Here is a 21,876-nt window from a genome sequence, read left to right on the forward strand (position 1 = left end):
AATGCAGATGATTATCATCTGTTTTTTTGATGGGTGCCTTGCCTGTCAGTGCATCGCCAGTTGCGGCGCCTTGCATTCATTGGGGTTTCCCGGCTCCAGGTATGGCATGAGAATCGGCGCCATACCCTTGAGTACCTGCACGGGCAGGGCCGAGGTGAACTTGAACGACTCCGCCGTGCGTCCCGGCACGAAGGCGGTGAGCGTGCCGAAGTGGTTGTCGCCGAGGAAGAACACGAAGGTGGCAGTGCGGTTCAGCGAGCGTGAGCCGATCAGCCGTCCGCCGGCGCCGTAGCTCTGCAGGCGGTTGTCACCCGTCCCGGTCTTGCCACCCATCACCAGCAAGGTACCGTCGTGCAGCTTGAAGCTGCCGGAAATACGCCGCGCGGTACCGGCATCGACCACCTGCGACATCGCGCCTTTCAGGGCCCGCGCCACTTCCACCTTGAGGATTCGTTGGCCGCGGTCGGGGTCGCTGATCAGTTTGGTTTCATAGGGGGTGCCGGCCGCGAAGTGCAAGGTGTCGATGCGCAGGGTCGGCAGGCGTACGCCATCGTTCTGGATGATGCCTACCAGTTCGGACAGCGCCGCAGGGCGATCGCCCGAGCTGCCAATGGCCGTGGCCAGTGACGGTACCAGGTGATCGAAGGGGTAGCCGACGCGCTTCCAGCGCTGGTGGATGTCGAGAAACGCCTCGATTTCGACCATGGTGCGGATGCGGCTGTCACGGGCGCCCTGGTGACGGCTCTTGAACAACCAGCTGTACACCTCCTGACGCTCGAAGCGGCTGGCGTTGACCATCTCGGTGGGGGTGGCGCCAGGGTTTTTCAGCAGGTAGCCGAGCAGCCACAGGTCCAGAGGGTGGACCTTGGCGATGAAACCCTGATCGGGCAAGTCGTACTTGCCTGGGCCGTAGGCGGCGTACATTTCAGAAAGGCGGCCGTCGTTGAGCTTGGCCATGGCGGCCTTGTCCTTGGCGCTGTGCGCGCGGACGAAGGCGTTGAAGGTTTCCTGGCCGGCCTCGGGGAACAGGTAGCGGTGCACCGCCGCCAGGCGCTGGGGGGTGACGCGCATGCTGTCGAGGAAGGTGTCCAGGCGTTGCTGGGAGGTCTTGCGCTGGTACTTGCGCCAGAAGCGCATCAGGTAATTGGTGCCCTCGCGGTCGGCGAAGCGCGCCAGGTACTCCTGGCGGCGCGGGTCGGCGTCATCCTTGAGCAGTGGTTCGCGGTTGTAGGGTTGCTGGTAGGTGACGTAGCGCACCAGGTCGCGCATCAGGCGGATGAACGGCAGGTTGATCGACTCGCGCAATGCGTCCTTGAGTGTCGGGTTGCGGCCGTTGTCCTCCTTGCGGAAGTTGTTGAACACGTGCATGCCACCACCGGTGAAAAATGCCTCGCCGGTATTGGCCGAGTACTTGCGCTCCAGCGCGGCGTCGAGCATGGCGTCGAGGTTCTGGTTCTTGCTGTTCAGCATCAGCCATTCCAGTGACCACTGGGTGATGCGGTCCAGGTCGGCTACCTCCACTTTCTTGAGCTCGGCTACCGGCTTGCCGGCGTACTTGTCGTGCAGCTCGGCGACGATTTCAAGGTACGTGGTCAGCACTCGCAGCTTGGCGGTCGAACCCAGTTCCAGCTTGCTGCCCTCGTTGATGTCGAACGGTTGGTTGGTGCTGTCGGTCTGCACCCGAACCCGCGAGCCGTCGGCGGTGCGCTCGAACAGGGTGAAGCTGTAGCTGACCTGGTCGGTGGTCTTGCTGGTCAGCAGGCGCTCGCCGATCAGGCCCATCTGCGCGGCGAACTCGGGGTCGGCGAGGTTCTTCAGATACTGGCTGACCTGGGTCTGCAAGTCGGCTTGCAGGGTGCTGGTGGCGGAGAGGTCGAGGCGATCGAGGTCGTACAGCGGGCGGTTGAGCATGGCTGCCAGGCGGTTACGGGCCAGGCTGATGCCCTTGTTGGTGATGATCGGCACGATGGTCGGCTGGGCCACCCAGTCGCGGTACACCGCCTTGCTGGCCAGCGCGGCGTCCGCCAGCGGGCGATCGATGATGCCGTTGGCAGCGAGCACGCGGATATGCGAGTCGGTGAGCTCGGCCAGCTCGACGCGGCCTTTGGACAGGTAGTGCGAAGGTCGGCGCTGGGCAATCATCAATGACAGCACTTCACGCAGGGCGAGGCCACGAGCGGCCATGCTCTGGGCGTCGGTTTCCGTCGAGGTGAGCGCCTTGTTCACCTCGGCGAAGTCGGCGCCGTACCAGACCCGCAGCCCTTCGGCCATGCCGTGCACTTCACCGTGCCCGGGTACCGCCGAGAGCGGCACGCTGTTCAGATAGTCGCGCACGATGCGCTGGCGCGCCTCGGTGGTGTCAGGCCCGCCCTGGTAGGCGCGCACGCTGGCAGAAATCATCTGGCGGATCTTCTCGGCGCCATTGACCGTCAGGCCGTCTGGCGAGTGCCGGTATTTTTCCAGTTGTGTGGCCAGGGTGCTGCCGCCCGCCGACTGGCCGGGCAGCGCCAGGTACTTGGCGACCTGGCTGTAGGCAGCCTTGGCGAAGCGTGGCCAGTCTACCGCCGGGTTGTTCTGCGGGTCCTTGCTGTCGAGCAGGTCGCGGTTCTCGATGAACAGCAGGCTGTTGACGATCACCGGTGGGATAGAGGCGAAGTCGTCGTACAGGTGCTGGGGGTAGTGATACTGGTAGAGGGTGTCGCCGCGGCAGTCGGTGATCGACAGGCCGGCCTGGATCTTCTCGACGTAGGGCACGAACAGGCCGTGGTCGACATAGCGCATCAGTGCCGGGGAGAAACGCACCTGCTCGCTGATCAGGTAGTCGCGCTTGAGCAGACGCGGCAGGAACTGGCCCAGGGCGCTGTAGCCCAGGCGTTTGTCGAAGGGGCCGTCGCCTGGGTAGACGATCGCGTCGCTCGGTCCGCGCTCCAGCGAGTAGGTGAGGGTGCTGGCCAGGCGGCTGAATTCACGCGATTGCAGGTCGGAGCTCTGCACCTCGTCATAGACGGCAAAGCCCACCGCCACCATGGCCACCAGCACGATCAGGATGATCAGTCGCCACCACAACCGACGCTGACGAGGTGGCTTCGGCTGTGGTGGCTCGGCCAGAGGTGTTTCGGGTGCTTCCGTTCTGGTCTGTTCCGATTGCCACAGTGCGCCCATAGAGTTCAGTCCGGCCAAGTATTTTCGTCTTGCTTGTCTGAAGCTTAGACGCTGGCCGGACTTGGTGAAAAAATTGTGAGGGCGACGAACGGTGTACCCGGATCAGGCCGCGGCTTCGCTGTGCGGCTCGAAACTGTCGGCGCGCGCCAACTGCCACATCCGCGAGTAGAACTGCCCGTCCACCTCGCCGGTCAGCAGTTCGCCGGGCTTGAGGAACACGTGCATCTGCGAGAACAGCTTGATCTCGGTGGCGGAAATACGCCGCACCAGGTGCTTGGCCTCCAGTTGCGCGGGATGCTCGAGGCCTGCAGCGGCCAGCATTTCGGCCAGGGCGCGCAGGGTGTTGTGGTGGAAGTTGAGCACCCGCTGGGCCTTGTCGGGCACCACCAGTGCGCGCTGGCGCAGGGCGTCCTGGGTGGCAACGCCGGTCGGGCACTTGTTGGTGTGGCAGCTCTGCGACTGGATGCAACCGATGGCGAACATGAAGCCGCGTGCAGAGTTGGCCCAGTCGGCGCCGATAGCCAGCACGCTGGCGATGTCGAAGGCACTGACGATCTTGCCACTGGCGCCGAGCTTGATCTTGTCGCGCAGGTTCAGGCCAACCAGGGTGTTGTGCACGAACAGCAAGCCCTCGCGCAGGGGGACGCCGATGTGGTCGGTGAACTCCACGGGCGCGGCGCCGGTACCGCCCTCCTTGCCGTCGACGACGATGAAGTCGGGCAGGATGCCGGTTTCCAGCATGGCCTTGGCGATGCCCATGAATTCCCACGGATGGCCCAGGCAGAACTTGAAGCCCACCGGCTTGCCGCCGGACAGCTCACGCAACTGGGCGATGAACTGCATCATCTCGATGGGCGTGGAGAACGCGCTGTGGCGAGACGGCGAGATGCAGTCCTCGCCCATGACGATGCCGCGGGTGTCGGCGATTTCCTGGGTCACCTTGTGCTTGGGCAGGATGCCGCCGTGGCCGGGCTTGGCGCCCTGGCTCATCTTGATTTCGATCATCCGCACCTGTGGGTTGGCGGCCTGCTCGGCGAAGCGCGCGGGGTCGAAGCGTCCGTCCGCGGTACGGCAGCCGAAATAGCCGCTGCCCAGTTCCCAGACCAGGTCGCCACCGTGCTCGCGGTGGTAGGGGCTGATGCTGCCTTCGCCGGTGTCATGGGCGAAGTTGCCGAGCCGGGCACCTCCGTTGAGGGCGCGGATGGCGTTGGCACTGAGCGAACCGAAGCTCATGGCCGAGATGTTGAAGATCGATGCCGAGTAAGGCTGGCTGCACTGCGGGCCGCCGACGGTGATGCGGAAACCTGTCGGGTCGGCCAGTGGTGCGGGGCGCATGGAGTGGCCGATGAACTCGAAACCCGACTGATACACATCGATCAGGGTGCCGAAGGGTTTGTCGGAGGCTTCGTTCTTGGCGCGGGCGTACACCAGCGAGCGCTGGGCGCGGGAGAAGGGCAGGGCATCGCTGTCGGATTCGAGCAGGTACTGGCGGATCTCCGGGCGAATGCCTTCGACCAGATAGCGAATATTGCCCAGAATCGGGTAGTTGCGGCGTACCGCATGGCGTTTCTGCAGCAGGTCGAACAGGCCGATCAGGCTGAGCACGGCGGTGGTCAGGGTGAAGGGCCACAGCCATTCGTGGTGCAGGAAGGGAAGGCTGGCCAAGGTGAACAGCACGCAGGCGGCGAACACGGCGTAACGGCTGAGGAGTGACAGACTCATGCGAAAATCCTTGCGAATGCTTCGGTCAATCAGGCTCAGGGGCCTGGGCAAACCCCGACCATAGCCCGGTCGGGTGACAAATGGCCAGCGGACGAAAGGCGAGGGAAAATGAAATTTCGGGTATCGAAAATCATTCTCAATGTAGTATGTTATAAAGTATCAATTTATGACCGAGGTGATTTTCATGAAAGCAGGTATCCATCCCGAATATCGTCCCGTGCTGTTCCACGACACGGCGGCGGATGTGTTCTTTCTGATCGGATCGACCGTGGAAACGGATCGCACCCAGGTTCACAGCGACGGCCAGACCTATCCCTACGTGGCGCTGGATGTGTCCAGTGCATCGCACCCGGTCTACACCGGGCAGCAGCGCAAAACGACTGTCGAAGGGCGAGTGGCCGGGTTCAACAAGCGTTTTGCAGGGTTTGCCGCGAAGGCTTAGGTGCGCTCAGTTGTCGCGCAACAGGCGCTGGCGCCAGGTTTGCTGTTCCTCGGCCGGTCCCTCGATCAGAAACCGGTAGTTGCCTGCGATCCGCACTGCCACCGGCACGCCGTCGCGATACAGCAGGCGGTTGCCCCCCGCAGCCGGTAGCTTGCTACCTGGCAGCAGGGTGCCGACTAGGTTCAATGGATCGCTGGCGCTGACTACCACCAGCGCCCCGTCCACTTCCCGCCGCCGCACCTGGCGCAATAACCCCACGGCTTCGGGCAGGGCGAACTGTTCGCCGGCCAGCCCGGCAATGAACCGCCCGCCACGGATTTCCCCGCGTGCCTCCAGCCGGTGATAGCAGCGCAGGAGCTCGCGCCATGGTGGTAGTGCTGCGCTTTCGCGCTCCAGCAGGCGCCAGCAGATCACCCCATAACGACGCAACAGGCTGCGGGCTATATGTTCCAGGCGTTGGTCGCTGTCCTGTTCGCCAGCGCTGCGCCGCAGCAGCGCCCAGCGACCGGCCTGCACCATGCTGCTGGATAGCGGTGGATGACCGCGGCGGCTATTGCGTGACGAACGTTTGGCCGGCGTTATCAGGCTGCGCAGACCGCTGAAGCTGTCGGCGGCCGCCAGCCCCGAGCCGACCAGTTCCTGCAGGGCGTTTTCCAGCTCGCTGGGCAGCAGGCGGGCTTGCTCGGCCAGCTCGTCGAAGAACAGCGCGCCATGGGCCTGCAAAGCCTGGTGCACGCGCTGTGCCCGTGCGCCGAGCGCCTCGGGGGACGGAATGCTGGCCAGGCTGCGCCACAGGGCGAGACGTTCGCGCGGCAGAAGCACCAGCGGCGTGCTCGACAGGGTACTGCTCGACACAGTGGCGGCCAGCCGCGTCCAGGCCCACTGACCACTGCGACAGGCGTCGTCAAGCCAGTGCGGGCTGTAGTCCTTGATCCGCGCAGGCAACAGTTCCGCTTCCCAGGCCCCGGCGGCGCAGGGGAAGCCCTCGAGCTGTCCGAGCACCTGCGCTACCGCCTGCGGCCCGCGCAGGCGTTCCTCCTGGCTCAGGTGCTGCCAGTCGAACTGAAAACGCATGAAATCCTGCAGGCTGACCGGTTCGATCTCCCGGCGCAGGCGCTTGACGGTATAGCGGTGAATGCGTGCCAGCAGGTGACGCTCGCACCATTGCAGCGGCGGCTGGCCTGGGCTGAAGTGCCCGCGCAAGACATAGCCTTCGCGCTCCAGCCGCGCCAACGCCTGTTCGACGTCGCTCTCGCTGCGGCTCAATGGCGTGGCGATCTGCGCCAGGGTGAGTGGGCCGAAGGCGCTCAGGCGGCCACGCAGCAGATCGCTCAGGGCGCTATCCGCATCGACGACCTGGTCGAAGCCGGGCAAGGGCTGCAGGGCAGGGGCGAGCGAAGCGTCGGGGTACAGCGTGGTCATCGACCTCAGCCGCTCGCGAGCCAGCCACAGCGGCTGGCCGCAGGTGTCCAGACGGCAGGCACGGCCAGCGTCTGCCAACTGCCCGAGCAGGGCTGCCCAGCCATCGTTGGCTTGCACCTCGGCTTGCGTGATCGTGCCCAGGCTCATCAGCGCCTCGTGCATTTCGTCGAGGTTGAGCGGTCTTGGCCAGGCTTCATCCGCGACCGCACTGATCGCATCGGCATCCAGCGCGCCGAGGTCATCGCCGCTGCTTACCTCGTTCCAGCGCCGGTTGAGCACCGCTTGGGTACGGCGCTCCTCCAGCGGTGCATCGTCGAGAAATGCATAGGGACGAGCATTGAGGATGGCCGCGGCCAGCGGTGAGGGGGCGGGCAGGTCGCGGCTGAGCAGGCGCACCTCGCCGCTTTCCATGCGCCGCAGCAGTGCCAGCCAGCCCTCGCTGTCCATGGCGTCGTGCAGACAATCGTCGAGGGTCTGTTGCACCAGCGGATGGTCGGGAATCTGGCGCTCGCCGACGATGTTTTCAAGGCAGGCGATCTGGTCGGGGAACACTGTGGCGACCAGGTCTTCGCTCTTCATCCGCTGGATCTGCGGCGCTACCTTGCGCCCTCCGATGAAGCGCGGCAGGGCCATCGCCACGGCCGCGTTCCAGCGCCAACGCACACCAAACAGAGGCGCGTCGAGCAGTGCCTGGACCAGCACCTGCTCGGCGGTGCGGCTCGACAGGTAGCGCCACACTTCATCGAGGTCGAAGCTGTGGCTGGTGGACAGCGACAGCACGATCGCATCTTCGCTGGCCGCCGCCTGCAATTCGAAATTGAAGGTGCGGCAGAAGCGTTTGCGCAGGGCCAGGCCCCAGGCGCGGTTGATGCGGCTGCCGTAGGGGGAGTGGATGATCAGTTGGGTGCCGCCGGACTCGTCGAAAAAGCGCTCCATCACCAGTGTCTGCTGCGACGGCAGGGCGCCCAGCACTTGCTGGGTACGACCCAGGTAGTCGAGCAACTGGCTGGCGCTGTCGTCGTCCAGCACATAGTCGGCTTTCAGCCACTGCAGCACGCGGGACTGGTCGCCTGCATGCTGCTGCAATTGCTCATCGAGACGTGCCTGCAGGCGCGCGACTGCGGTGGACAATTCGTCACTGCGCCCCGGCGCTTCACCGAGCCAGAAGGGGATGGTCGGCGGCAGGCCATGGGCATCCTCGACCCGTACCCGCCCGGGCTCCACGCGCAGGATGCGATAGGAGGCGTTGCCCAGCTGGAAGATATCGCCGGCGATGCTTTCCACCGCGAAGTCTTCATTGACGCTGCCGATGTTCAGTGCCTGGGGTTCGAGCAGCACGCTGTAGTCGGCAGTCTCGGGGATGGTACCGCCGCTGGTCAGGGCAGTGAGCTGGCTGCCGCGACGTCCACGCAGGGTGGCATTCACTGCGTCGCGATGCAGGTAGGCGCTGCGTACACCCTGGCGGCCGTTGTAACCCTCGGCGAGCATCTGCAGCAGGGCCTGGTAATGCGCCTGATCAAGCCCTGCATAGGGCATCGCGGCGCGCAGGCAGTCGAACAACGCCTGCTCTGGCCAAGGCTGGTTGCTGACTTCGGCGATGATCTGCTGGGCCAGTACATCCAGTGGCTCGTTGGGGATGTGCAGCAGGTCCAGCTCGCCCCGGCGCACGCAGTCGAGCAGGGCCACGCATTCGATCAGGTCGTCACGCGAGGTAGGGAACAGTCGGCCCTTGGGAATGCCATCGACCTGGTGTCCCGAGCGGCCGACGCGTTGCAGGAAGGCGGCAATGGAGCCGGGCGAGGCTATCTGGCACACCAGGTCGACATCGCCGATATCGATGCCCAGCTCCAACGACGCAGTAGCTACCAGCATCCGCAGACCACCAGCCTTCAGGCGTTGTTCGGCTGACAGGCGATGCTCCTTGGCCAGGCTGCCATGGTGGGCGGCGACAGCGTCCTGGCCCAGGCGCTCGCTCAGGTGCCGGGTCAGGCGTTCGGCCAGGCGCCGGGTGTTGACGAACACCAGCGTGGTGCGGTGTTCGCGGGCCAGGGCGGCGAGTCGGTCGTAGACCAGTTCCCAGACATCCGTGGCCATCACCGCGCCCAGCGGCACGGGCGGCACCTCGATGGCCAGGTCGCGCTCGCGGCTGTGGCCGACATCGACGATGGCGCAGGGCCGCTGATGCCCGACCAGAAACTGCGCCACGCGCTCGACCGGGCGCTGCGTGGCCGACAGGCCGATGCGGCGCAACGGTCGGCCGCACAGGGCTTGCAGGCGCTCCAGGGTCAGTGCCAGATGGCAGCCGCGCTTGTTGCCGGCCAGGGCGTGAATCTCGTCGACGATCACCGTGTGCACCTGGTTCAGCCCGGCACGACCCGAGGCCGAACCGAGCAGTACGTACAGCGATTCAGGCGTTGTCACCAGGATGTGCGGTGCGCGTTTGCGCATGGCTGCGCGGTCTTTTTGCGGTGTATCGCCGGTGCGCACGGCGGTGGTGATGTGTGGTGCTTTCAGGCCTTGCTCGGCAAGTGCCTGGGCGATGCCTTCGAGAGGCGCCTGGAGATTGAGGCGAATGTCGTTGGACAACGCCTTGAGCGGTGAAACGTAGATCACCTGGGTTTGCGCGGGCAGCTCGCCGTCGTGCTCCAGACCTTGGCGAAACAGTTCGTCGAGCACTGCGAGAAAGGCGCTGAGGGTCTTGCCCGAGCCGGTTGGAGCGGCCAGCAGCATCGACTGGCCGGCGTGGATCAGCGGCCAGGCGCGGGCCTGGGCGTCGGTGACGGTGGCAAAGCGTTGCCGGAACCAGGTGCCGACGGCGGGGTGGAACAGGTCGAGCACCGGGTGCTGCTGTGCGGGCAGGTTCATGCAGTGTTTATGGCGTTTGGCGAGGGGGTTGGCAAGGGGCCGTTCGTCCGGCTTCGGGCAGAGTTGGCGTTTGCCCCGGTAAACCCGCTCAGAGTGCGCTGCATCAGGTATCCTCGCCAGCCTCTGTCCAGGAATACCCCATGACCAAGACTATCCACATCGCCGCCGCCCTGCTCATCGACCCGGCGGGCCGTACCCTGCTGGTACGCAAGCGCGGGACCCAGGCCTTCATGCAACCGGGTGGCAAGATCGATGCCGGTGAAACGCCGGTCCAGGCGCTGGTGCGCGAGCTGCACGAAGAGCTGGGCGTGCGCATCGACCCCGAGCAGGCCGTGCACCTTGGCCGTTTCAGCGCGCCGGCGGCCAACGAGCCAGGTTTTGAAGTACAGGCCGAGCTGTTTCGCGTCGAGTGCGCCGAGGCGGTGATCCCCGCCGCGGAAATCGAGGAAGTGCACTGGCTGGCGGCCGATCAGGCGCCAACCCTGGCACTGGCACCCTTGACCCGCGACCTGATCCTGCCGCTGTGGCGTGAAGGCATCAGCGCACCGCGCTGACACCGTCGAGGGTGGCGAACGAGGTATCCTTGGCGGTCAGCAGGAAATCACGCATGTACGGCGCATCGAGCATGTCGGTGCGCACTGCGGCATAGAGCGTGGCGAACAGGCCTTTCTCGCCCAGGCGCTTGCCCTTCACGTAGCCACGCGAGCTGTACTCGTGCAATGCCCAGTGCGGCATGCCGCACACCCCGCGACCGCTGGCGACCAGCTGCATCATCATCACTGTCAGCTCCGAGGTGCGTACCGCGGCCGGTTCGATATCGGCCGGCTCGAGGAAGCGGGTGAAGATGTCCAGGCGATCACGCTCCACCGGGTAGGTGATGAGGGTCTGGTCGGCCAGGTCGTCCGGAACGATGTAGGGCTTGCTCGCCAGCGCGTGCTGGTTGGCCACCGCAAGCATGGCTTCGTAGGTGAACAGCGGCACGTAGGTGATGCCCGCCAGGTCCAGCGGGTCGGAGGTCACCACCAGGTCGAGATCGCCCCGGGCCAGCGCAGGCAAGGGGGCGAAGGCAAAGCCCGAGGCCAGGTCCAGCTCGACCTCCGGCCAGGCATCGCGGAACTGGTCGATGGTCGGCATCAGCCACTGGAAGCAGCTGTGGCACTCGATGGCCATGTGCAGGCGGCCGGCGGTGCCGCCGGCGAGGCGGGCGATGTCGCGTTCGGCGCCACGCAGCAGCGGCAGGGTGGCGTCGGCCAGTTGCAGCAGGCGCAGGCCGGCACTGGTGAAGCGGATCGGCTTGGTCTTGCGCACGAACAGTTGCATCCCCAGGCGCTCTTCCAGCTCCTTGAACTGGTGCGACAGCGCCGACTGGGTCAGATGCAGGCGCTCGGCGGCCTCCACCAGGCTGTCGGCTTCGCGCAGGGCATGAAGGGTTTTCAGGTGACGGATTTCCAGCACTTGCAACTCCGGGAGAAACACTTGGTAAAAGATCGATTGGGTTGAGTTTCTCTCATGTTGCTGTGCCTGTCGACAGCACCCTGCAGATGACCGTTCGGCGACATTAATCAAACTGTCACGCAACTGTGGCAGCGCCACCGAAGGGATTTCATCAGACTCGCGCTCTACTGGGGATTTGCATTCTGGTGTTTCCTTCCATGCGGGTTTTTCTGATCTTCTTTCTTTTGTTGTGCGGGGCGCCGACAGGTTTCGCCGCCGGCCGGTGCGATGCCCATGTGCCGGTGCAGCGAGCCGAGCTGGGTGAGTTGAGCCTGGTCTACCAGAGCGTTGGTGCGCCGGGGGATCCGGCACTGCTGCTGGTCATGGGCCTGGGCGGGCAATTGATCCACTGGCCGGATGATGTGGTCGAGGCCTTGTGTCGCCAGGGTTTTCGGGTCATCCGGTATGACAACCGTGATGTCGGCCTGTCGCGCTGGAATCAGGCGCCGGCTTCGGCCAACCTCACCGTCGAGTTGCTGCGCTACAAGCTTGGCCTGCCAGTGGCGGCGCCCTACAGCCTGACTGACATGGCCGGTGACGGTCTGCACCTGATGGATGAGCTCGGGATCGAGCAGTTCCATGTGTTGGGGGTCAGCATGGGCGGGATGATCGCCCAGCACCTGGCAGCCATGGCGCCGCAGCGTGTGCGCAGCCTGACACTGGTCATGTCCAGCTCCGGTGCCGAAGGCTTGCCGGCGCCGAATCCTGCGTTGGTGCAGTTGCTGGCGCGGCGCAGTGCACCGAGCCGTGAAGTGGCGCTGGAGCAGCAGGCCGACCTGCTGGCGGCTCTGGGCAGCCCGACGGTGCACGATGATCGCGCGGTGCTGTTGCAGCAGGCGGCGTTGGCCTATGACCGGGCGTTCAATCCGGAGGGGGTCAAGCGCCAGATCATGGCGATCCTGGCGGAACCGAGCCGGGTGGCGCTGCTCAACCAGTTGCGTGTGCCTACGCTGGTCGTGCATGGCACGGCCGACCCGCTGCTCCCGGTGATGCATGGGGTGCACCTGGCGGCGCACATCCAGGGCAGCCAGTTACGCTTGATTCCAGGGTTGGCGCACCGCTTCCAGGAGCCGTTCAAGGCGCCGTTGCTGGCGGCGGTGCTGCCCTACCTGAAGGCGCATCGTCAGGATGCGACGCACCTGGCAGGGCTTTGAGTCGGGTGGCGCTGAGCCCTGTCAGCCCAACCCGTACTTCTTCACCTTGTCGAACAACGTCGTCTTGGCCATGCCCAGCTCCTGGCTGGCCTGGCTGAGGTTGCCGCCAGTGCGCTGCAAGGCATCACTGAGCAGGTTGCGTTCGAACGCTTCCACCGCCTCGGCAAAGCCCAGCCCCTGGCTCGCACTGCCACCGGCCTTCTTGAACGCCGGCAAGCCCAGCGCATAGCGCTCGGCGACGTTGCGCAGCTCGCGCACATTGCCCGGCCAGTCATGAGCCATGAGCCGCGACAATGTCTGGCTGTCCAGCTCGGGAACTTCGCGGTCGAAGCGTAGCGCCGATTGCTGCAGGAAATGCTCGAACAACTGCAGTACGTCCTCGCGGCGTTCGCGCAACGGCGGCAACTCGAGGGTAACCACGTTGAGGCGATAGTACAGGTCGCTGCGGAACTGCCCGGCCTGGCCCATGGCGTCCAGGTCCGACTTGGTGGCAGCGATCACCCGGCAGTCCACCGGGATGCTCTGGTTCGAGCCCAGGCGCTCGAGAGTGCGCTCCTGCAAGACGCGTAGCAGCTTGATCTGCAGGTTGATCGGCATGCTCTCGACTTCATCGAGGAACAGTGTCCCGCCATTGGCATGCTCGATCTTGCCGATCCGCCGTTTGCCCGCGCCGGTGAACGCGTTGGCTTCATGGCCGAAGATTTCGCTCTCGAACAGATTTTCCGGCAGGCCGCCGCAGTTCAAGGCCACGAAGGGGGCGGTCTGGCGCCGGCTGAAATCGTGCAGGCAACGGGCGACCAGTTCCTTGCCCGTGCCGGTCTCGCCTTCGATCAGGACGTTGGCCGAGGTGTCGGCGACGTTGGCGATCAGTTCGCGCAGGTTCTGCATGGCAGGCGAGCGGCCGATGATCCGCCCTTCCAGCGAACTGTGGCCGGCCAGTTGGCGGCGCAGGGCGACCACTTCACGCGACAGGCCGCGTTGCTCCAGCGCCCGGCGTACCACATCCACCAGTCGCTCTGGCGAGAACGGCTTTTCCATGAAGTCGTAGGCGCCGTTGCGCATGGCGCCGACGGCCATGTCGATGTCGCCGTGGCCGGTGATCAGCACCACCGGCAGGCTGCGGTCGCGGGCCTTGAGGCGATTGAGCAGCTCAAGGCCGTCGATGCCCGGCAGGCGAATGTCGCTGACGACGATCCCGGCGAAATCGTCACCGATCCGCTCCAGGGCCTGTTCGGCGCTGCCAACGCCTTCGCAAGCGATATCCTCGAGCGCCAGCGCCTGCTGGCAACCGAGCAGCACGTGGGGGTCGTCTTCGACGATCAGGACAGTCAAGGGTGCTTGGTTCATGGGGACCCTTCGTTCATGGGGCATCGGCCGAGTCTGTGGGGGAGGTGACCAGGGGCAGGGTGAGGATGAAGGCTGTACCGCCGCCAGCGGGGTGCTCGACGCTCAAGGTGCCCTTGGCGGCTGTGGCGAGGCTGGCCGACAAGGTCAGGCCCAGGCCCAGGCCATGCTCGCCCGGTTTGGTGGTGAAGAACGGTTCGAACAGGTGCTTGCGGGCCTCGATGTCAATGCCGTGGCCGTTGTCGCGAACCCGCAGGCGGTATCTGTCGCCTGCCAGTTCGCCCTCCAGCCACAGCTGTGGTTGGGGTTGGGCGGTCATGGCGTCGAGGGCGTTGCCAAGCAGGTTGACCAGGATCTGTTCCAGGCGCGTCTGGTCGATCGCCAGCGGCTGGTCATCGAATTGGCGATGCAATTGCAGGTTGCACGCGCCGATGCGGTTGCCGAGCACCTGCAGGGACGCCTCCACCGCCTTGCCCAGCGAGGCGCGGCCGCTGTCCTCGCCACGCCGGGCGAAGGAGCGCAGGCTGGCCGTGATGCGCCCCATGCGGTCGATCAGGTCGTTCATGGTGCGCAGGTTGGTGCTGGCGGTCTCGAAGGCTCCGCGTTCGAGGAAGCGCACGGTATTGCCCGACAGGGTACGCAGTGCCGCCAGCGGCTGGTTCAGTTCATGGGCGATGCTGGTCGACATCTGCCCGATGGCTGCCAGCTTGCCGGCCTGGACCAACTCGTCCTGGGCATGGCGCAGGGTCTGCTCGGCGTGACGTCGTTCGCGGATCTGCCCCTTGAGTCGTTCGTTGCTGGCACGCAGGTCGGCGGTACGTTCGGTGATCCGCCGCTCCAGCAGGCTATTGGCTTCTTCCAGGGCTTCGCGGGCAGCCAGGCGCGTGGCGATCACCTTGCGCCGCTCGTTCCAGGCGATGCCGAGGATTGCCAGCAGGGCGAAGGCAACGCCGACCAGGATGCCCTGGACCATCGACTCGCGATGCAGATCCTGCAGCGGGGTGAGCAGGGTGAAGTGCCAGGGGGTGTCAGCCAGGCGCCGGGTCTGGGCCAGGTAGGCGACTTCACGCACTTTGCCCTGGGCGGTTTCGCTGTTGGCCGGGAAAGTCAGTTTTTCTACACCATCGCCCAGCGTCTCGCGGGCCAGCGGTTGCAGTTCGTTGAGTGGCCACCAGTAGTACTGCAGGCTGCGCGCCAGCTCTTCCTTGATCTGCGGGGTCAGCGGGCGCACCGACTTCAGCCGCCGGGCGGGATCGCTGGAAAGGATGATGATGCCGTTCTCGTCGCTGACGAATGCTTCGAGGCGGGCGCGTTGCCAGCGCTCTTCCAGGGTGTCCAGGCGGACCTTGATCACCGCGACGCCGATGATCTTGCCGTGCTCTTCCAGGCCATGGGCCAGATAGTAGCCGGCTTCCCCGGTGGTGCTGCCGATGCCGTAGAAACGCCCAGGCTGACCGCGCACGGCGTCCTGGAAATAGGCGCGGAAGGCCAGGTCTTCCCCCAGGAAGGAGTCGGCGTCGCGCCAGTTGCTGGTGGCCTGCACCCGGCCGCTGGTGTCCAGGACGTAGATCGCCCGGCTGCGGCTGCGGCGGTTCAGGCCTTCGAGGTATTCGTTGACGACCTGCCGCGAGCCGCCGTCAGGTTCGGCGAGCAGTTGCGAGACGCTGTCTTCGAGCTCCAGCAGACTCGGCAGGTAGGTGTACTTGCTGATTTCGCTTTCGACCGTGCGCGCGTGCAGCTCGAGCTGGCGCTCGCCGTTCTCGCTCAGGGCGCGGATGCCGTTGTTTTCGCTGATCATGTAGCCGACCAGGCCCAGACCGACCATCAGCAGGACGATCAGTGGTGGGAGGAACAGTTGGCGGATCAGGCGGGATTTCACGGCAGGCTTGGCAGGGCGAAGTAGCGAAGGATCGCATTTCATCACAGTGGCCTTGTCACGACCAGCGTCCGCTGCCCTGGCAGGCAGCGGACACCGGGATCATCAGTGCTGCAGGATCTTGCTGAGGAAGTGCTGGGTGCGTTCGTGGCGACCTTCGGGTTTGCCGAAGAAGTCTTCCTTCTGGCAGTCCTCGATGATGTTGCCCTTGTCCATGAAGATCACCCGGTTGGCGACCTTGCGGGCGAAGCCCATTTCGTGGGTCACGCACATCATGGTCATGCCCTCATGGGCGAGCTCTACCATCACGTCCAGTACTTCGTTGACCATTTCCGGGTCCAGTGCCGAGGTCGGTTCGTCGAACAGCATGACGATCGGGTCCATCGACAGGGCGCGGGCGATCGCCACGCGCTGCTGCTGGCCGCCGGAGAGCTGGCCGGGGTGCTTCTTGGCATGGGCGCCGAGGCCTACGCGGTCGAGCAAGGCCAGGCCTTTCTTGGTGGCTTCCGCCTCGCTGCGGCCGAGCACCTTGCGCTGGGCGATGGTCAGGTTTTCGGTGATCGACAGGTGCGGGAACAGCTCGAAGTGCTGGAATACCATGCCCACCCGCGAACGCAGTTTGGGCAGGTTGGTCTTCGGATCGGCGATCGAAGTGCCGTCGACCACGATGTCGCCCTTCTGGAACGGCTCCAGCGCGTTGACGCACTTGATCAGGGTGGACTTGCCCGAGCCGGATGGGCCGCAGACCACCACCACTTCACCTTTCTTGACCTCGGTGGTGCAATCGGTCAGCACCTGGAAGTCCCCGTACCACTTGTTGACATTCTTGATGGAAATCATACGGCGATCCTTTTTTGCAGACGCTTGACCAACCAGGAAGCGGAGAAACTGATGAGGAAGTACACGACGCCGGCAAAGATCAGGAACTCGTGGGAGCGCCCGATGATGTCGCCGTTGGAGCGTGCCGAGTTGAGGAAGTCCACCAGGCCCACGGTGTAGACCAGCGAGGTGTCCTGGAACAGGATGATGCTCTGCTGCAGCAGCAGCGGGGTCATCTTGCGGAACGCCTGGGGCAGGATGATCAGGCGCATGCACTGGCCGTAGGTCATGCCCAGTGCCTGCGCGGCGCCCATCTGGCCCTTGGAGATCGACTGCACGCCGGCACGCACGATTTCGCAGAAGTAGGCCGCCTCGAACATCATGAAGGCCACGACGCAGGAGGTGAACGCGCCGATCGGGGTGTCTTCGCCGGTAATCCAGCGCAGCACGAAGGGCACGGCCAGGTAGAACCAGGTGATCACCAGCAGCAGCGGGATGGAGCGGAAGTAGTTGACGTAGGCGCCGGCGATATTGGCCAGCAGCTTGCTCGACGACAACCGCATCAGCGCCAGGACGGTCCCCAGCGCGATACCACCGACCACACCCATGACCATCAGTTGCAAGGTCATGACCATGCCGTCCCACAGGGCGGGCAGGGCAGGGATGATTTCGCTGAAATCCATGTCCATTACTTACCTCCCACGGAAATCAGGCCAGGTACGGCAACTTTCTTCTCGACCATGCGCATCAGCAGCATCAGGCCCATGTTCAGGGTGAAGTAGATCAGCGTGGCCAGGGTGAAGGCCTCGAACAGGTTGGCGGAGAACTCGGCGGTCTGCTTGGTCTGGGCCAGCAGCTCCATCAAGCCGATCAGCGACGCCACCGAGGAGTTCTTGAACACGTTCAGGAATTCGGAGGTGAGCGGCGGAATGATGATCCGGTAGGCCTGTGGCAGCAGCACGTTCATGTAGATCTGCGGCAGGCTGAAGCCCATCGCGCGCCCGGCAGACTCCTGTCCGCGGGGCAGGGCCTGGATACCGGTGCGCACTTGTTCGCAGACACGCGCGGCGGTGAACAGGCCAAGGCAGATGATTACGCTGATCAGTGCCGAGGTGGTTGGGTTGAGGTCCTGCTTGAACCACTCCTGCAGGCCCTCCGGAAGCAGGTCCGGTACCAGGAAGTACCAGATGAACAGCTGCACCAGCAGCGGTACGTTGCGGAACAGTTCCACGTAGGCGGTGGCGATGCCTGATACCAGACGGTTCGGCACGGTGCGCATCACGCCAAGCAGCGATCCCAGCAGCAAGGCGATGATCCAGGCGCAGATGGCGATGGCGATGGTCCAGCCCAGACCGGTGACGTACCAGTCCAGATAGATTTCGCTGCCCACGCCAGTGGACTTGAAGAACACGCCCCAGTCCCAGTTGTAATTCATCGGGATTTCCCCTCAGACGGTTGTTTCACGGGCACCTTTGAACTTCCGAGAGCGCTGGGCGCCCTCGGAAGTAAAGGTTAGACACTTATGCGTGGCCCGTCGGTTGGATTCGTGCTTGGTGGAGCACACGGGCCATTTCAGCAGGGGATCAGGACTTGGTTTCGTCCGCAGCCTTGTCGGTAGGCTCTGCGATCAGCTTCTTCAGCTCTTCGCTCATCGGGAACTGCAGGTTCAGGCCTTTCGGTGGGATTGGCTGCTGGAACCACTTGTCGTAGCTCTTCTGCACGGCGCCCGACTTGTAGTAGGCGACGATGGCGTCATCGACCGCTTTCTTGAACTGCGCATCGTCCTTGCGCACCATGCAGCCGTAGATTTCGTACGATTGCGGGGTGCCGGTGATGACCCAGTCGGTCGGTTTCTTGGCCTTGGCCATTTCGCCGGCCAGCAGGGCGTCGTCCATCATGAAGGCTACGGCGCGGCCGCTTTCGAGCATGTTGAAGGCTTCACCGTGGTCCTTGGCGGAAATCACGTTCATCTTCATCTGCTTGTCGGCGTTCATCGCCTTGAGCAGGCGCTCGGAGGTGGTGCCGGCGGTGGTCACGACGTTCTTGCCGGCCAGGTCCGGGAAGTCTTTGTAGGAGGGCTGACCGTCCTTGACCTTGGTCAGCAGACGGGTGCCGACTTCGAAGATGCCGACCGAGAAGCCGACTTGCTGCTGGCGCTCGACGTTGTTGGTGGTAGAGCCGCACTCCAGGTCGACGGTGCCGTTCTGCACCAGCGGGATGCGGGTCTGGGAGGTGACGAGGTTGTACTTGACCTTGATGTCGGTGCCCAGTTGCTTCTTCAGGGCTTCGACCACAGCCAGCTGGACGTCGTGGGAGTAGCCCACGGGTGTAGTGCTGCCTGCCAGGTAGGAAAACGGAATGGAGGAGTCACGGTGGCCCAGGGTGATGGTGCCGGAATCCTTGATCTTCTTCAGGGTGCCGGTCAGCTCTTCGGCCATGACCGGCGAAGCGATGACGGCGGCGGCGATTGCAGCGCCCAGCAATTGACGAACGATACGCATCAAATTTTCCTCGACGTTTGTTTTTTTTATGGAGCCGTTGGCGGACTCTTCGTTCAACGAACACAACAAGAAGCGGTGTGCGTTCGGCTACCAAGTGTAGAGCATGACTCGTGCCAAGCTCCGACATTCATCATAACGCCGCGTATTTCCTGGGAATTAATCTTTTCTGACGAATTATTTCCAAGGGTGGGCGTGCGGGTTTCCGAATGACTGGTCTGGCGGCGTTCGGAAATCCGAATGGGTGGGCGCCGGGTGTCATGACCATAGTGGTCAGGGTGAAAAGGGCACGTCACTACTGGTTCAGCGAAAGCGCGCGTTCATACGCGCTTGGCTGACCTGGAGATTGAAGAAGGATACGAGGTGATCGACGAGTTGACGCTCGACCTGCGCAGCAGGGCCCTGAGGGGTTTACGCGCCTGCAAGGCAAGGGACGGGCTGGTGTTGCGCCAGCCCGTCAATGGACTCAGGCCGCGCGGACTCGCGCCCGGTTCGAGGCGGCCTGCTGCAGGTAGTCGGCCAGGGCCTGTTGCTCGGCAGCATTGGTGAACAGGCCCAGTTTGGTGCGGCGCCAGAGAATATCGTCCACGCTGACGGCCCATTCTGCAGCGCACAGGTAATCCACCTCGCGGCTGAACAAACCACCACCGATCGACTGACCAAGGTCATCCGGCCCTTGTACACCCTCAAGCAGGCGCCAGACACGACTGCCGTAAGTCAGCACCCAGCGCTTGGCGATGTCCACCGGCAGCCAGCCGTGGCGCGCCAGAACGGCATCGACCAGGGCCTGCACGCTGGTCATGCCTTCGCCCCCTGGCAATGGCGCGCTGGCAGTCCAGCTGCCGCGCATCTGGGAGAAGAAAGGCTTGAGTTCGGTCATCGCTGATTCTGCCAGCTTGCGGTAGGTGGTCAGCTTGCCGCCGAACACCGAAAGCAGGGGCGCCTGCCCCTCGCTGGCGGACAACGCCAGGGTGTAGTCGCGGGTGACGGCAGAAGGGTTGTCCGACTCGTCGTTGCACAGCGGGCGTACGCCGGAGTAGGTGTGCTGGATGTCGGCGCGTGACAATTGATGATTGAAATGTTCGTTGACCACCTTGAGCAGGTAGTCGGTTTCCGCGTCGGTGATCGCCACCTTGGCCGGGTCGCCGCTGTATTCACGGTCGGTGGTGCCGATCAGGGTGAAGCGGTCCAGATAAGGGATGCAGAAGACGATGCGCTGGTCTTCGTTCTGCAGGATGTAGGCGTGTTCGCCTTCATACAGCCGCGGCACGATGAGATGGCTGCCCTGGATCAGGCGGATGCCGTAGGGCGCATCGAGCTTGAGGTCGTCCTTGATGAAGCTTGCCACCCAAGGACCGGCGGCATTGACCAGGGCGCGGGCGCGAATGGTCTGCAGGCTGCCGTCGGCATGCTGCAGTTCGACCTGCCACAGGCCATCGACGCGCTCGGCGCGCAGGCAGCGGGTACGGGTGTGCAGGTGGGCGCCTTTTTCACGTGCGGCCATGGCGTTGAGCACCACCAGGCGAGCGTCATCGACTGCGCAATCGGCGTATTCGAAGCCGCGTGTGATCGTCGGCTTGAGCGGATAGCCCGCACCGAAACGCAGGCTGCGCGAGCCGCCCAGGCGCTTGCGCTTGCCCAGATGATCGTAGAGGAACAGGCCAGCGCGAATCATCCAGGCCGGACGCAGATGGGGACGATGTGGCAACACGAAGCGCATGGGCTTGACGATGTGCGGCGCCTTGGCCAGCAGCACTTCGCGCTCGGCCAGGGCTTCACGTACCAGGCGGAATTCGTAGTGTTCCAGGTAGCGCAGGCCACCATGGATCAGTTTGCTGCTCGCCGAGGAGGTGTGCTGGGCAAGGTCGTCCTTCTCGCACAGGAAGACCTTCAGGCCACGCCCGGCAGCATCGGCGGCGATACCGACGCCATTGATGCCACCGCCGATCACGGCGAGGTCATAGCAGTCGGCGAGGGGCGGCTGGGGCTGGACGGGCTGGGACACGGGCAAGGCCTCCTGAGGGCGGTTCACAGCGAATGTGAACATCTATGTTCGTTTCCGAAAATAGTAGCGCAACAAAAAGGCCATCGCCAGTCGCTGATCATAGAAAATACTGATCAGATGGCAATAAAGTGAACATTATTGAACATTTTATGGCGCTGTCTCACCGGCGGCTCGCCACCGGTGAGGTTCAGCGCTGCGCGCTCAGACCACTTCCAGGCGGATCTTGTACTGGTTCAGCAGCTGCGTGAGCGTGGGGGTGGGATGCTGGTCGGTCACCAGGCAGTCGATCAGGTTGATCGAGCCCAGGCGCACCATGGCGTTGCGCCCGAACTTGCTGGAGTCTGCGGCGAGGATGACCTGTCGGGCATTGGCGATGATGGCCTGGGATACCCGTACTTCCTGGTAGTCGAAGTCCAACAGGCTGCCGTCTTCATCGATGCCACTGATGCCGACCAGGGCGAAATCGACCTTGAACTGGCTGATGAAGTCGACGCTGGCCTGCCCCACGACACCGCCGTCACGGCGAACCGTACCGCCTGCCACCAGGACTTCGAAGTCATCCTTGGCACCGAGGATCGACGCCACGTGCAGGTTGTTGGTGATGACCTTCAGGTGGCTGTGGTTGAGCAGGGCCCGGGCGATGGATTCGGTGGTGGTACCGATATTGATGAACAGCGAGGCGTGATCGGGGATCTGCCGTGCGACGGCCTCGGCGATGCGCTGTTTCTCGTCGCGCATCTGGTCGGCGCGCATGGCGTAGGCGGTGTTCTCGACGCTCGAGTCATAGGCGGCACCACCATGATAGCGGCGCAACAGGTTGACCTCGGCGAGCTGGTTGATGTCACGACGGATGGTCTGGGGCGTGACGACGAACAACTGCGCCATTTCCTCGATACTGACGTAGCCGCGTTCGCGCACCAGTTCGAGGATTTGTTGTTGGCGAGGGGGCAGATTCATGGGCGGTCCTTTGGGGCTGCCGGACAAATGCTGCAATGATGCCGTAGGAAGGGGATGACGACCAGTAGACTGTCGTCGCTAGCCTGAGACCGGCGCTTCTGTGGAAGCGGCCTTGC

Annotated in this window: 15 protein-coding genes; 3 read left to right on the top strand and 12 right to left on the bottom strand. The window is 64.1% G+C overall.

Annotated features, from left to right (window positions below; translation table 11 throughout):
• Positions 1 to 45: 45 nt before the first annotated feature.
• Both ACNFHO_RS19460 and ACNFHO_RS19465 read right to left on the bottom strand, forming a co-directional pair.
• Positions 46 to 3,162 (bottom strand): transglycosylase domain-containing protein, encoded by a 3,117-nt coding sequence (locus tag ACNFHO_RS19460; RefSeq protein WP_416767109.1) that lies wholly within the window; start codon positions 3,160 to 3,162, stop codon positions 46 to 48.
• 102 nt (positions 3,163 to 3,264) lie between these two features.
• Complete coding sequence (locus tag ACNFHO_RS19465; protein ID WP_416767110.1) at positions 3,265 to 4,884, bottom strand: FMN-binding glutamate synthase family protein; 1,620 nt, start codon at positions 4,882 to 4,884, stop codon at positions 3,265 to 3,267.
• 184 nt (positions 4,885 to 5,068) lie between these two features.
• Between ACNFHO_RS19465 and ACNFHO_RS19470 the strand changes: the two genes are divergently transcribed.
• The gene (locus tag ACNFHO_RS19470) at positions 5,069 to 5,326 is read left to right on the top strand and encodes a type B 50S ribosomal protein L31 (RefSeq protein WP_063546663.1); all 258 of its coding nucleotides are present in this window, start codon (positions 5,069 to 5,071) and stop codon (positions 5,324 to 5,326) included.
• Positions 5,327 to 5,332: 6 nt separating this feature from the next.
• On the opposite strand, the gene ACNFHO_RS19475 is transcribed toward ACNFHO_RS19470, so the two are convergent.
• Positions 5,333 to 9,613 carry a DEAD/DEAH box helicase gene (locus ACNFHO_RS19475; RefSeq protein WP_416767111.1) on the bottom strand — a complete coding sequence of 1,427 codons (4,281 nt, stop codon included), beginning with the start codon at positions 9,611 to 9,613 and terminating at the stop codon, positions 5,333 to 5,335.
• 140 nt (positions 9,614 to 9,753) lie between these two features.
• On the opposite strand from ACNFHO_RS19475, the gene ACNFHO_RS19480 reads away from it, so the two are divergent.
• The gene (locus ACNFHO_RS19480; RefSeq protein ID WP_054891811.1) at positions 9,754 to 10,167 is read left to right on the top strand and encodes an NUDIX hydrolase; all 414 of its coding nucleotides are present in this window, start codon (positions 9,754 to 9,756) and stop codon (positions 10,165 to 10,167) included.
• Here ACNFHO_RS19480 and metR read toward each other — a convergent pair.
• Positions 10,151 to 11,068 (bottom strand): transcriptional regulator MetR, encoded by a 918-nt coding sequence (gene metR / locus ACNFHO_RS19485; protein WP_054891810.1) that lies wholly within the window; start codon positions 11,066 to 11,068, stop codon positions 10,151 to 10,153. The two genes, ACNFHO_RS19480 and metR, sit on opposite strands and share 17 nt — an antisense overlap.
• A gap of 197 nt (positions 11,069 to 11,265) precedes the next feature.
• Here metR and ACNFHO_RS19490 point away from each other — a divergent pair, with 197 nt between their 5' ends.
• Positions 11,266 to 12,261, top strand: a complete 996-nt coding sequence (locus ACNFHO_RS19490; protein WP_054891809.1) for an alpha/beta fold hydrolase — start codon at positions 11,266 to 11,268, stop codon at positions 12,259 to 12,261.
• Positions 12,262 to 12,282: 21 nt separating this feature from the next.
• Here ACNFHO_RS19490 and ACNFHO_RS19495 read toward each other — a convergent pair whose 3' ends face one another.
• From ACNFHO_RS19495 to glpR, 8 genes are all read right to left on the bottom strand, one after another.
• A complete protein-coding gene (locus tag ACNFHO_RS19495) occupies positions 12,283 to 13,608 on the bottom strand; it encodes a sigma-54-dependent transcriptional regulator (protein ID WP_054891808.1) in 1,326 nt (441 codons plus the stop codon).
• 13 nt (positions 13,609 to 13,621) lie between these two features.
• Entirely contained in the window at positions 13,622 to 15,526 is a 1,905-nt protein-coding gene (locus ACNFHO_RS19500; protein WP_063543422.1) for a sensor histidine kinase, read from the bottom strand.
• Positions 15,527 to 15,586: 60 nt separating this feature from the next.
• Complete coding sequence (locus tag ACNFHO_RS19505; protein WP_054891806.1) at positions 15,587 to 16,321, bottom strand: amino acid ABC transporter ATP-binding protein; 735 nt, start codon at positions 16,319 to 16,321, stop codon at positions 15,587 to 15,589.
• Complete coding sequence (locus tag ACNFHO_RS19510; RefSeq protein ID WP_054891805.1) at positions 16,318 to 16,989, bottom strand: amino acid ABC transporter permease; 672 nt, start codon at positions 16,987 to 16,989, stop codon at positions 16,318 to 16,320. The genes ACNFHO_RS19505 and ACNFHO_RS19510 overlap by 4 nt, the downstream gene beginning before the upstream one ends.
• Entirely contained in the window at positions 16,989 to 17,735 is a 747-nt protein-coding gene (locus ACNFHO_RS19515; RefSeq protein ID WP_054891804.1) for an amino acid ABC transporter permease, read from the bottom strand. The genes ACNFHO_RS19510 and ACNFHO_RS19515 overlap by 1 nt, the downstream gene beginning before the upstream one ends.
• 148 nt (positions 17,736 to 17,883) lie before the next feature.
• Positions 17,884 to 18,801, bottom strand: a complete 918-nt coding sequence (locus ACNFHO_RS19520) for a glutamate/aspartate ABC transporter substrate-binding protein (protein WP_054891803.1) — start codon at positions 18,799 to 18,801, stop codon at positions 17,884 to 17,886.
• A gap of 463 nt (positions 18,802 to 19,264) precedes the next feature.
• Positions 19,265 to 20,803 (bottom strand): glycerol-3-phosphate dehydrogenase, encoded by a 1,539-nt coding sequence (gene glpD, locus ACNFHO_RS19525; protein WP_372821342.1) that lies wholly within the window; start codon positions 20,801 to 20,803, stop codon positions 19,265 to 19,267.
• Between the two features lie 201 nt (positions 20,804 to 21,004).
• Positions 21,005 to 21,760 carry a DNA-binding transcriptional repressor GlpR gene (glpR, locus tag ACNFHO_RS19530; RefSeq protein WP_065863095.1) on the bottom strand — a complete coding sequence of 252 codons (756 nt, stop codon included), beginning with the start codon at positions 21,758 to 21,760 and terminating at the stop codon, positions 21,005 to 21,007.
• Positions 21,761 to 21,876: the final 116 nt, after the last annotated feature.

Source organism: Pseudomonas sp. NY15374 (genome assembly GCF_048068255.1).
Taxonomy (GTDB): domain Bacteria; phylum Pseudomonadota; class Gammaproteobacteria; order Pseudomonadales; family Pseudomonadaceae; genus Aquipseudomonas; species Aquipseudomonas machongensis.

Coding starts and splice junctions, on each gene's coding strand:
- ACNFHO_RS19460 (WP_416767109.1), bottom strand. CDS start 3,162: ATGGGCGCACTGTGGCAATCGGAACAGACCAGAACGGAAGCACCCGAA.
- ACNFHO_RS19465 (WP_416767110.1), bottom strand. CDS start 4,884: ATGAGTCTGTCACTCCTCAGCCGTTACGCCGTGTTCGCCGCCTGCGTG.
- ACNFHO_RS19470 (WP_063546663.1), top strand. CDS start 5,069: ATGAAAGCAGGTATCCATCCCGAATATCGTCCCGTGCTGTTCCACGAC.
- ACNFHO_RS19475 (WP_416767111.1), bottom strand. CDS start 9,613: ATGAACCTGCCCGCACAGCAGCACCCGGTGCTCGACCTGTTCCACCCC.
- ACNFHO_RS19480 (WP_054891811.1), top strand. CDS start 9,754: ATGACCAAGACTATCCACATCGCCGCCGCCCTGCTCATCGACCCGGCG.
- ACNFHO_RS19490 (WP_054891809.1), top strand. CDS start 11,266: ATGCGGGTTTTTCTGATCTTCTTTCTTTTGTTGTGCGGGGCGCCGACA.
- ACNFHO_RS19495 (WP_054891808.1), bottom strand. CDS start 13,608: ATGAACCAAGCACCCTTGACTGTCCTGATCGTCGAAGACGACCCCCAC.
- ACNFHO_RS19500 (WP_063543422.1), bottom strand. CDS start 15,526: ATGAAATGCGATCCTTCGCTACTTCGCCCTGCCAAGCCTGCCGTGAAA.
- ACNFHO_RS19505 (WP_054891806.1), bottom strand. CDS start 16,321: ATGATTTCCATCAAGAATGTCAACAAGTGGTACGGGGACTTCCAGGTG.
- ACNFHO_RS19510 (WP_054891805.1), bottom strand. CDS start 16,989: ATGGACATGGATTTCAGCGAAATCATCCCTGCCCTGCCCGCCCTGTGG.
- ACNFHO_RS19515 (WP_054891804.1), bottom strand. CDS start 17,735: ATGAATTACAACTGGGACTGGGGCGTGTTCTTCAAGTCCACTGGCGTG.
- ACNFHO_RS19520 (WP_054891803.1), bottom strand. CDS start 18,801: ATGCGTATCGTTCGTCAATTGCTGGGCGCTGCAATCGCCGCCGCCGTC.
- glpR (WP_065863095.1), bottom strand. CDS start 21,760: ATGAATCTGCCCCCTCGCCAACAACAAATCCTCGAACTGGTGCGCGAA.